General features: G+C 55.6%; 8 protein-coding genes (1 of these 8 only partly in view). 4 read left to right on the forward strand and 4 right to left on the reverse strand.

What is annotated here, in order from left to right:
* Positions 1 to 10 precede the first annotated feature (10 nt).
* A complete protein-coding gene (locus A1830_RS03620) occupies positions 11 to 1,393 on the reverse strand; it encodes a diaminobutyrate--2-oxoglutarate transaminase (RefSeq protein ID WP_067701866.1) in 1,383 nt (460 codons plus the stop codon).
* 391 nt (positions 1,394 to 1,784) lie between these two features.
* Between A1830_RS03620 and treZ the strand changes: the two genes are divergently transcribed.
* The 3 genes from treZ to glgX are packed head-to-tail and all read left to right on the forward strand — an operon-like array spanning position 1,785 to position 8,186.
* On the forward strand, positions 1,785 to 3,572 hold the full coding sequence (gene treZ / locus A1830_RS03625) for a malto-oligosyltrehalose trehalohydrolase (protein ID WP_067701869.1): 1,788 nt from the start codon (positions 1,785 to 1,787) through the stop codon (positions 3,570 to 3,572).
* A complete protein-coding gene (gene treY, locus A1830_RS03630) occupies positions 3,569 to 6,118 on the forward strand; it encodes a malto-oligosyltrehalose synthase (protein WP_067701873.1) in 2,550 nt (849 codons plus the stop codon). Before treZ ends, treY begins: the two co-directional genes overlap by 4 nt.
* Positions 6,111 to 8,186: a glycogen debranching protein GlgX gene (gene glgX / locus A1830_RS03635; RefSeq protein ID WP_067701876.1), complete on the forward strand. Its 2,076-nt coding sequence runs from the start codon at positions 6,111 to 6,113 to the stop codon at positions 8,184 to 8,186. Before treY ends, glgX begins: the two co-directional genes overlap by 8 nt.
* 340 nt (positions 8,187 to 8,526) lie before the next feature.
* Here the strand turns inward: glgX and A1830_RS03640 are convergent, their stop codons facing one another.
* The 3 genes from A1830_RS03640 to tssD are packed head-to-tail and all read right to left on the reverse strand — an operon-like array spanning position 8,527 to position 9,952.
* Positions 8,527 to 9,105: a hypothetical protein gene (locus A1830_RS03640; protein WP_067701879.1), complete on the reverse strand. Its 579-nt coding sequence runs from the start codon at positions 9,103 to 9,105 to the stop codon at positions 8,527 to 8,529.
* Positions 9,102 to 9,485: a tlde1 domain-containing protein gene (locus A1830_RS21125; RefSeq protein ID WP_369815687.1), complete on the reverse strand. Its 384-nt coding sequence runs from the start codon at positions 9,483 to 9,485 to the stop codon at positions 9,102 to 9,104. Before A1830_RS21125 ends, A1830_RS03640 begins: the two co-directional genes overlap by 4 nt.
* The gene (gene tssD, locus A1830_RS03645; protein WP_067701882.1) at positions 9,464 to 9,952 is read right to left on the reverse strand and encodes a type VI secretion system tube protein TssD; all 489 of its coding nucleotides are present in this window, start codon (positions 9,950 to 9,952) and stop codon (positions 9,464 to 9,466) included. The genes A1830_RS21125 and tssD overlap by 22 nt, the downstream gene beginning before the upstream one ends.
* A 345-nt stretch (positions 9,953 to 10,297) precedes the next feature.
* On the opposite strand from tssD, the gene A1830_RS03650 reads away from it, so the two are divergent.
* Positions 10,298 to 10,591, forward strand: the 5' portion of a protein-coding gene (locus A1830_RS03650) for a hydroxyethylthiazole kinase (RefSeq protein ID WP_067702235.1). It continues 219 nt past the right edge of the window; 294 of the gene's 513 nt are visible here — the first part of the coding sequence; the start codon lies at positions 10,298 to 10,300; its stop codon lies beyond the right edge, outside the window.

Raw genomic sequence — 10,591 nt, forward strand, 5'->3', positions numbered from 1 at the left:
ATTACTCCACTCAGACTGGTTGAACGCCAGCCGCTAACAGGGCCTGTTCAAATTTTTCCAGGAAAATACCCAGCTCATCATTGCTGATCAGCAGGGAAGGCAGCAGACGCAATACGCTACCGTGACGGCCACCGCGCTCCAGAATTAAGCCGGCTTCAAAGCATTTCTTCTGTAACAGAGCAGACAGCTCGCCGTCGGCAGGGTAGCTACCCATATGGTCCGGCGCTTCGCCCGGCTTCACGATCTCGATACCGATCATCAGGCCCAGCCCGCGAATATTGCCCATTACCGGATAACGCGCCTGCAGTTCCGCCAGGCGTGCTTTCAACCACTCGCCCTGCGCCGCGACTTTGTCAGCAATCTGATTATCTTTCAGCAGCTGAAGCGTCTTAAGGCCGGTGGCCATCGCCAGCTGGTTGCCGCGGAAGGTACCGGTATGGTGACCGGGTTCCCAGGCATCGAACTGCTTTTTGATGCCGAGCACGGCCAGAGGCAATCCGCCACCGACGGCCTTGGACATGACGATGATGTCCGGCTCGATACCGGCGTGCTCGAAGGCAAAAAACTTCCCGGTACGCGCAAATCCGGCCTGAACCTCGTCCAGAATCAGCAGAATGCCGTGCTCCTGGGTCACCTTACGAATGCGCTGGAGCCACTCGATCGGTGCCGGGTTAACGCCGCCTTCACCCTGAACCGCTTCGAGGATCACCGCTGCAGGTTTGCGCACGCCGCTTTCAACATCGTTAATCAGATTCTCGAAGTAGTAGGTTAACGCGTTAACCCCGGCTTCACCGCCGATGCCCAGCGGGCAGCGATAAAGATGCGGGTAAGGCATAAACTGCACTTCCGGCATCATGCCGTTGATCGCTTCTTTCGGCCCCAGGTTACCGGTTACCGCCAGCGCGCCATGCGTCATACCGTGGTAGCCGCCGGAAAAGCTGATTACGCCGGTGCGGCCGGTGTGCTTTTTCGCCAGCTTCAGCGCCGCTTCCACTGCATCGGCACCTGAAGGACCACAGAACTGCAGGCAGTACTCTTTACCCTGGCCGGGCAAGAGAGAGAGCAGATAAGCCGAGAACTGATCTTTTAACGGCGTAGTCAGATCGAGAGTATGTAACGGCAAGCCGCTGGTAATGACATTTTGGATGCTTTGCAGAATATCAGGATGATTATGGCCCAGCGCCAGCGTACCTGCGCCAGCCAGGCAATCAAGATATTGATTATTCTCAACATCGGTGATCCACACGCCCTGTGCTTTCGCAATGGCTAACGGCAGCTTACGGGGGTAGCTCCTGACATTCGATTCAAATTCAGCTTGTCTGGCTAAAAAGGTTTCATTGTTTCCGTTTAATGAATTCGCACCTAAAGTATCAATACGGACTTTATCCGTCATCATATCACTCCTACAACCGGGGGGTCTGAGAACGCCCGGGTTGAATAATTGAATTAAGTTAATTGTTGCCATAAATAAAGCGCGGCCAATATAGGGCTTTTCAGGTTATGACTCAATGATTTATTTTGATTAAATTTTGCCCCTCTTTCCCCTTTCTAATCAGAGGGTTGTTCCGTAATTAAAACGCCCGTCTAAGGTAAGCGCACGACCTGAAACAGACGGTTACCTTAAAGTACGGGTTGTAAGGAATAGTCTATGATTGTTCTTCGGGCGGCCGTCCGATGACAGCTGCCCAACAGCCACAAATTTTAACGGTTTATACTGGCATCACCTGAACAACAAACGGGCGATGGCGCCCATTGCTCACTTACGGGTTAAACGAGGCAATCGAATGGCGTCAGGGAAATTTACGAAAAGTTGGGGCGCGGAATACGTCGGCGCGGGTGAAGTCCGTTTTCGTCTCTGGGCGACCGGACAGAAGAGGGTGACGTTAAGACTCTCAGGTAAAGACACAGAGATGGACCCGGCCGGCGACGGCTGGTTTGAAGCGACATTACAGGGCGTTGCGCCGGGTGCGGAGTATAATTTTGTGCTTGCCGACGGCACGCAGGTGCCGGATCCCGCTGCCCGGGCACAAAAAGCAGATGTTAATGGCCCCTCGATAGTGATCGATCCACTGAGTTACCGCTGGCAAAACACCGCCTGGGCGGGGCGCCCATGGGAAGAGACGGTGGTCTACGAGCTGCATATTGGCACCTTCACGTCGGAAGGCACCTTTAACGCCGCCATTGAAAAGCTGCCTTACCTCGCCGCAACCGGCATCACGATGATCGAACTCCTGCCGGTGTCCCAGTTCGGCGGCGATCGCGGCTGGGGCTATGATGGTGTCCTGCTCTACGCACCACATTCCGCCTATGGCACACCGGATGATTTCAAAGCCTTCGTCGATGCTGCGCATGGCCATGGCCTTTCCGTGGTGCTGGATATTGTCCTGAATCATTTCGGGCCTGAGGGTAACTATCTGCCGCTGCTGGCACCGGACTTCTTCCATAAAGAGCGGATGACGCCGTGGGGCGCGGGCATTGCCTACGATGTCGATGCCGTCCGACGTTATATCGCGGAGGCACCGCTTTACTGGCTACAGGAGTATAACCTTGACGGCCTGCGCTTCGATGCCATCGATCAGATCGACGATCCCTCCGGGAAGCACATTCTCATTGAGATTGCTGAGCGCGTCCGCGCTGAAATTACCGACCGTCCCGTGCATCTGACCACCGAGGACAACCGCAACGTTATTTTCCTGCATCCGCGCGGGGAGGATGGCACCGTGCCGCTGTATAGCGGCGAATGGAACGACGACTTCCATAATGCCATTCACGTCTTTGCGACCGGCGAAACCCACGGCTACTATCGCGATTTTGCCCATCAGCCGGAAAAGCTGATTGCCCGCATCCTGACGGAAGGTTTCGCCTGGCAGGGTGAGGTTTCAGCGCAAACCGGCAAAAAGCACGGGGTTAAAAGCAGCGGTCAGCCGCCGCTGGCCTTTGTCGACTTTATTCAGAATCACGATCAGACAGGTAATCGCGCCAGGGGTGAAAGGCTGATTGAGCTCGCCGGAGCCGATCGCACCCGGATCCTGCTGGCCATGCTGCTTCTCTCACCGCATATCCCGCTGCTGTTTATGGGTGAGGAGTATGGGGAAACGAATCCCTTCCTGTTCTTTACTGACTTTCATGGCGAACTTGCCAGGGCCGTGCGCGAGGGTCGCGCGAAGGAGTTTGAAGGGCATGCGGGTCATGACGATGGCAGCGTTCCCGATCCTAACGCAGAGCAGACGTTTGCCCTGTCCAAACTTGACTGGCGCAAACCAGAGAGCGACGAGGGAAAAAACTGGCTGGCGCTGACCCGCGAACTGCTGGCGCTAAGGCAAAAGTCTGTTGTGCCGCTGCTTGCCACCGCTGGCGGCAACGCGGGCAGGGTGGTGAGAACCGCGGAGGGCTTTGTTGCCGTAAGCTGGGCCTTCCCACAGGGGACCCTCTCCCTGGCGCTGAATATTGGCGCGGCAGCCCAGCCGCTTCCTGACCAGCCAGGCGAGACAATCTTCGCCTGGCCTGAAGCCGGTGAAACGCTGCCGCAAAACAGCATTCTTGTACGATTAGCCCCGGGAGAGAGTAAATGACTATCCCAACGGCAACCTGGCGTATTCAGTTTCGCAACGGCATGACCTTTGACCGGGCCGCTGGCCTTGTACCCTATCTTAAGCGTCTCGGCATCAGCCACCTCTATGCCTCGCCGGTTTTTACGGCGACCTCTGGATCTGGCCACGGCTACGATGTGACCGATGCTAACGCCATTGACCCGGCGATTGGCGGGCGTGCAGGCTTTGACCGGCTGGTTAGGGTACTGAAGGAAGCAGGGCTTGGCCTGATTCTGGATATTGTACCGAACCATATGGCCGCCTCGCTGGAGAATGCATGGTGGTATGACGTGATTGAGCACGGCGAAAAAAGCCGCTACGCCCGACATTTTGATATCGACTGGTCGCGCCCTCTGACCTTGCCCTTTCTTGGCGACTCGTTTGAGCAGGTACTGGAGAACGGGGATATCGCAGTCAAAGCCGATCCGCATACCGGCAAACCCGCGCTGGCCTGCTACGAGAGTTTTTATCCGCTGGCACCCGAAACCTGGCAGGGGCAGGAAGCTGAGGTACTCGCGCTGACCGATAAAGCCGGGATCGCTGCGCTCCATCAGCGTCAGCCCTGGCGACTGACGTCATGGCGGGATGCGGCGAGCGATCTCTCCTACCGCCGCTTTTTTGAGATAACCGGGCTGGCTGGCGTACGGGTGGAGGATCGCGCCGTGTTTGACGATACGCACCGGCTGATCCTGGAACTGGTGCACTCCGGTGCGGTTGACGGGCTGCGCGTGGACCACGTCGATGGTCTGGCCGATCCGAAAGGGTATCTTGAGCGTCTTCGCCAGGAAGCCGGACCCGCCTGTTATATTACGGTCGAAAAAATTCTCGGCGAGGGCGAGCAGCTTCCCGCCGACTGGCCGGTTTCCGGCACCACGGGCTATGAATTTATCTCTTCGCTTTCCGACGTACTGGTGGATAACAGTGGGATTGGCAACCTGCGCAGGGACTACGAACAGCAGGTCGGCAGGCCCGTGGCGATGGAGAGCGAACTGCGCGCGGCAAAGGTGCTGATGGCCGACAGGAATTTTGCCGGGGAGTTTAACCGACTACTGCATCTCGCCCAGGCCATTACCACGCAGGAGGGGGTGACGCAAAGCGAAAGTCCCCTCCGCGCGGCACTGCGCGAACTGCTGGTTGCCTTTCCGGTGTATCGCACCTATGGCACCGCACAGGGACTACCGGAGGCCGACAGTGCGCTGCTGGACCGGGTGGTTGAAGCGGTCAGGGGCGGCGTTAATGCGCCGGACTCTCAGGCGCTCAATTTCATTGTCGGGATCCTGAAAGGTCACCTCTCCGAGCCTGCATTAAGTGACGCCGTCACATTTCGCCTTCGCTTCCAGCAGCTTACTGGCCCGCTGATGGCAAAATCGGTAGAGGATACGCTGTTCTTCCGCCACGGCGTGAACCTCGGGCTCAACGAAGTGGGCGCGGATCCGCTGCCGCGCGACTTTTCGCCCGCCCGGTTTCATGCAGATATGCAGAGACGACTGGAACGGCAGCCGGACGCGATTTCATCCACCTCGACCCATGACACCAAACGCGGGGAAGATGCCCGCGCCCGCCTCTATGCGCTGACCGAAGCGCCGGGGTTTTGGGCCGGGTGCGTGGCACGCTGGAGCCAGATTAACCAGCATCATATCATCACGCTCGACGACGGTCCGGCACCTGAACCCGCAGTCAGATGGATGCTGTATCAGGCGCTGGCAGGCGCGTGGCCGGTTCGCCTGCATCCGGAAGATAACGCGGGACTGGAGGCGCTTGAGGGGCGGTTTATCGCTTTTGTCGAAAAGGCGCTGCGCGAAGCCAAGCTGCGCACCGACTGGGGCAACAGCAATGCGCCCTACGAAGAGGCGGTGCTCAACTATGCCCGCCAGCTGCTTGCACCAGCCAGTCACGCCTTCCTGCACGATTTTACTGCCTCTCTGCAGCCCGTTATCCGTACCGGGCTGGTCAACGGCCTGACCCAGACCACGCTCAAACTTACCGCGCCCGGCGTGCCGGATATTTATCAGGGCAGCGAAACGCTGGACTTCAGCCTTGTCGATCCCGATAACCGCCGCGAGCCGGATTTCACCGCGCTTGAGCGGCTGGGGGAGGAAAACCTGTCGCTGACGCCGGACAGGGACTTCGATGGCCAGCTCAAGCAACAGGTTATCGCCCGGCTGCTGCATCTGCGTCAGCAAATGCCGACCCTGTTTAGTCGCGGGGAGTATCTGCCGCTTAGCGCATCGGGTAACCGTGCAGAGAAAGTTATCGCTTTTGCCCGGGTGGGGCATGAGGGCACGCTACTGGTTATCGCGCCGCGTCTGGTGTTTGATGCCGTTAACGGATCCGACCTGGGGCACCCTGCGGGCTGGACGCAGACGGAAATCATCCTGCCCGAGCGTCTCGCAAACCGACGCTACCGAAATGTTCTCAGCGGTGAAACCATTTCGCTGGTGGACCGATTGACTTTAACGGCGCTGGGTAACCTGTCGCCGCTGGTGCTGTTAAGTGATGAATTATCAGGAGTAGGGATAAATGTCTGACGGTAAACCTTTTGAAATTACGGCAGGATCCAGCCATCTTCTTGGTGCAACCGTCGATGAGGACGGCGTCAATTTCGCCATCTTCTCGGCACACGCGGAGCGCGTTGAGCTGTGCCTGTTTGACGAAAGTGGCAAAACGGAAATCGCCCGGCTTACGCTACCGGAATATACCCACGAAGTATGGCACGGCTATGTGCCGGGTCTGAAGGCGGGCGCGCTCTATGGCTATCGCGTTCACGGCCCGTACGATCCGGAGAACGGTCACCGTTTCAACGCCAATAAGTTGCTCATTGACCCCTATGCGCGCGAACTGGTCGGTGACGTTGAGTGGAATGATGCGCACTACGCCTATGATCTGCTGCATGAGGAGAAGGACCTCACCTTTGACGAGCGCGACAGCGCGCCCTTTATGCCTAAGTGCCGGGTTATCGATCCGAATGCCATTGACTGGCAGGACAATAACCGGCCCTCGGTGCCCTGGCCGAAATCCGTTATCTACGAAACCCATGTCAAAGGCTTCACCCAGCTTAACTCTGCGCTGCCCGTGGAGCTGCGCGGCACCTTTGAAGGGATGGGGCATCAGGCCTCGGTTGACTATATCAAGAGCCTGGGCATCACCTCGGTCGAACTTCTGCCGGTTCACTGGTTCCCCGATGACCAGCACCTGCTCGACAACGGACTGAAGAATTTCTGGGGCTACAATACCCTGGGCTTCTTTGCGCCCGCCTCACGCTATTTTGGTCCGAAGGGCATTCAGGGCTTCCGCGATATGGTACGTGCCTTCCACGACGCCGGTATAGAGGTGATTCTGGACGTGGTCTACAACCACACTGCAGAGGGGAACGAGCTGGGGCCAACGCTCTCTTTCAAGGGCATCGACAACTTCTCCTACTATCGCACGCTGCCAGACCAGCACCGCTATTACATCAATGACACCGGCACGGGTAATACCGTTAACACCTCGCACCCGCGCGTACTGCAACTGATCACCGACTCGCTGCGCTACTGGGCGGAAACCATGCATATCGACGGCTTTCGCTTTGACCTCGGGACCATTCTTGGCCGCGAGCCGGAGGGCTTCGATCAGCGCAGCGGCTTTTTCGATGCCGTGATGCAGGATCCGGTGCTCTCCAGGCTCAAGCTGATTGGAGAACCCTGGGATATTGGCCCGGGAGGCTATCAGGTTGGCGGTTTTCCACCGGGCTGGGCCGAATGGAACGACAAATATCGCGATACGGTACGAGAATACTGGAAGGGCAATAACGTCTCGACGGACTTTGCCGCCCGCCTGCTGGGTTCCGGCGACCTTTACGATCAGCGTGGACGCCGGCCCTGGGCGAGCGTCAACTTCATTACCGCCCACGACGGGTTTACGCTAAACGATCTGGTTTCCTACAGCGAAAAGCACAATGAGGCGAACGGCGAAGATAACAACGATGGCCATAATGATAATCGATCCGACAATTACGGGGCCGAAGGGCCAACCGACGACGAAGGCATTAATGCGGTACGTGAGCGGCAGAAGCGCAACTTCCTGACCACCATCTTTTTCTCACACGGTACGCCGATGCTGCTGGCGGGCGATGAGTTTGGCCGCAGCCAGATGGGCAACAATAACGGTTACTGTCAGGACAGCGAGGTTTCCTGGATCCACTGGGACAATCTGCCCGGGAGCAGTGATGCGCTGCGCGAATTTACCCGCCAGCTGATTACCCTGCGGGCCGCGCAGCCGCTGCTTCGCCGCGAGAACTGGCGCGACGGCATGGATATCAAATGGTTTAACGCCGGGGGCGGTTTTCAGCAGCCGGAGCAGTGGGATGAAGGATCAACGCTGGGCGTCTATCTCGGCCGCGAGGATTTACAGCAGGAGGAGGGTATCTGGCACGACGTGCTGATGCTGTTTAATCCCTTCGAAGGCAACGTCCCGTTCCTGATCCCGCAGTTTGGCGAAGGGGGCTGGGTGCTTGAGCTGACCACTTTTGACAGCGCAAAGCGTGGTCTGGTCATCACGCGTGAGAAAGAGTTCGAGCTGGAGGGGCGCAGCATCGCCATCTTCCGAAGGCCGTAGCAGGGCGCGGATAGCCTCCGTCCTCTGTAAGGCCGTCACAGGGTAAGCCTCACCGTCATTATCCCAATTATCCCATCAGCCCGGCATCGTCCGGGCTTTATCAACGCAGCATAGCGGGACACCTCGCCGATGACGATTGAACATAGCTGCTTATCGCGAGCCTGAGCAGGATACTGTGGTACCGCGTGAGGGTGAACCCGTAAGCAGGGAGATTCGGCGAGGATTCGCACTGGATGATACTGGCGGGGAAATAGAGTATGACGGAACTGGAAAAACAGTTCCGGATCGGGCGGTGCCGATAAAAAACAGATGTTATGTTCAATCGAGTGGCCAGCGGATATTAACTGGCTGTGATTTGGCTAATAAACAAACCACTCACATTTTTGTTTTCAACATAATATTTGATGCAGTTCATCTGGGTGAAATCACCATAGTTGATTTCACTGCAATACTGGATTACATTGCCAGCAGGCTTGCTTGAGAATATCGATGAAAGTTTCTCTAATGGGGCTTTCAGCAAAGGAACTCCTTTAATCGAAACGCTTAAATCACCACTGTAAGAAGAACAACCTTTTTGCTGCCCAGACTTAGTCAGTGCAATGGATGTTAAATCGCCTTGCCCCATCTCATTATCAGAGATAAACCAGTAGTCCACATCTTTAGATTTAAGGCAAAGCCACGAGGCTTGATCGCCTTGGTTAACTGTTACGCCAGTAGCTTTTGCAATGTCTGCAATATTGCTAAACTCCATAACAAAGATGTTGTCGCCAACAATCACATGAGGAGATAAATTCATGTTGGTATCGTAGTTTGGAATGGATGAATCATCCTGGTAGTAGTTAGCACCAAAACCTGTCATCTGCATAGACATAGCAACAGGAGAAGCCATAGCTGCAAGGGCAAGGATTATATATTTCATTTCACTTTTAACTCCCTGTCACCACTAGCCCAAATGCTCTTTCTGACACTAATCGGGGCGATAATACAACCTTCCGATGAGTCCAGAGGGTGCTTCTTGCTTGCGCCGTGAATACGGAAAGCAGAGCGTCCACACATGGCATTGCTTTGGTTCGGTGTGAGGTTAAGGGTGTATTTGCCTGTATGAGCTGAGTTGTGAGGAGAGCCGATTGTATAAGTGCCTCTGGGGAGCGGACCTTTACCGCTTACGCACTCTTGTGAACTGTCATTTTTAAACCCTGTTGCACCTGCATAATCTGCAGTGTACGTTTCACCATTACGGGTGAATTTGTGTGTAGCTACATCGTATTCCCATGTCATTATGCTGCCCGCCCTTTCCATGAGTCAGTATGAATAATGTTACCGTCCAGATAGTGCCATGTGATTTTTTCGTAAGCTAAATCAACGTATTCCAGATGGTCGTGCCTTTCCCATTGCGGTTTTTTTATATTCATCATGAAAGGCTCTATCTCGGTTACTTTTACATTCTCAATGGTCGTTCGAAAGTATTCCTCTTCCTGTCCGCTATAGTTGATTCGGTAGAACTTAAATACCGCCTTTTTCAAGGTCTGACCGGATGAAAGAGCTTTGTAAAGGTAAGAGGATGAGCTATCAATGCTTTTCATAAACGCATAGGAGCTATGCAAGCGTTTCGCCGTAGCCTTTCCTGTCAAATGATCTGTAGGTTGCTCAACAGAATGCATTAGTTCTAATACTTCGATGCTTCCATCTCTGCCGTTCACATCAACGCAACCATTTATCGGTGTACCACAATCATCTTCAAGCCATAAGTAAACAGGTATAGCCATCGCTCAACTCCGTAATTCCATGTCAAGAGCATGGATTTTTATCCTTGCATAGAGATAAATCAAGGATTAAGTGTAGCGGCTCGCAATCGAAAACGGCCGGACTCGCAATCAGCGCTAATTTTGGCTCACAATACTGCAACTGAAATCGGGCGCGGACTCACAACGCGGCCGGGCTGGCGCTGGCGTTTACCGTCGCAGGCGAAGATCCGCAGTCTCTGCGACTGTATGATGATTCGCTAAACGGCTGGCTGAGCGATCCCGGCCTGCCGCTTGAAAAGGGGCAGGGAAGAGGCATCTTTATCCGCTGACTGACGATTTTTTTCTACCAGGGTGATGAGGTTTATTATGCAACAGCTTTCATGGCGCGACAGCGCAGTACGAGAGGCGCTCAGCCATATCAAACAGCACAAGCCTTTTTGCTACGGGCTGATCAACTATATTGCCGCTAACCTTTCTGCCAACGTGCTGTTGGCGGTGGGCGCGGGACCCGCAATTGGCGCGGCGCTCGACTGGCAAAAGGTGTTCGGCAGTCATGCCAGTGCGGTTTGGATCAACGCCGCCAGCCTGATGAGCAATACGGCCGGGGAGGTTCGCCAGGCCGCGCAGGCTGCACATCATGCGGGTGTCCCCTGGGTGCTG

This window comes from Erwinia sp. ErVv1 (assembly GCF_900068895.1).
GTDB lineage: Bacteria > Pseudomonadota > Gammaproteobacteria > Enterobacterales > Enterobacteriaceae > Erwinia.

What these genes read in the sequence shown, in the direction of transcription:
- treZ (WP_067701869.1), top strand. Translation starts at nt 1,785, where the DNA reads ATGGCGTCAGGGAAATTTACGAAAAGTTGGGGCGCGGAATACGTCGGC.
- glgX (WP_067701876.1), top strand. Translation starts at nt 6,111, where the DNA reads ATGTCTGACGGTAAACCTTTTGAAATTACGGCAGGATCCAGCCATCTT.
- A1830_RS21125 (WP_369815687.1), bottom strand. Translation starts at nt 9,485, where the DNA reads ATGGAAAGGGCGGGCAGCATAATGACATGGGAATACGATGTAGCTACA.
- A1830_RS03640 (WP_067701879.1), bottom strand. Translation starts at nt 9,105, where the DNA reads ATGAAATATATAATCCTTGCCCTTGCAGCTATGGCTTCTCCTGTTGCT.
- A1830_RS03620 (WP_067701866.1), bottom strand. Translation starts at nt 1,393, where the DNA reads ATGACGGATAAAGTCCGTATTGATACTTTAGGTGCGAATTCATTAAAC.
- tssD (WP_067701882.1), bottom strand. Translation starts at nt 9,952, where the DNA reads ATGGCTATACCTGTTTACTTATGGCTTGAAGATGATTGTGGTACACCG.
- treY (WP_067701873.1), top strand. Translation starts at nt 3,569, where the DNA reads ATGACTATCCCAACGGCAACCTGGCGTATTCAGTTTCGCAACGGCATG.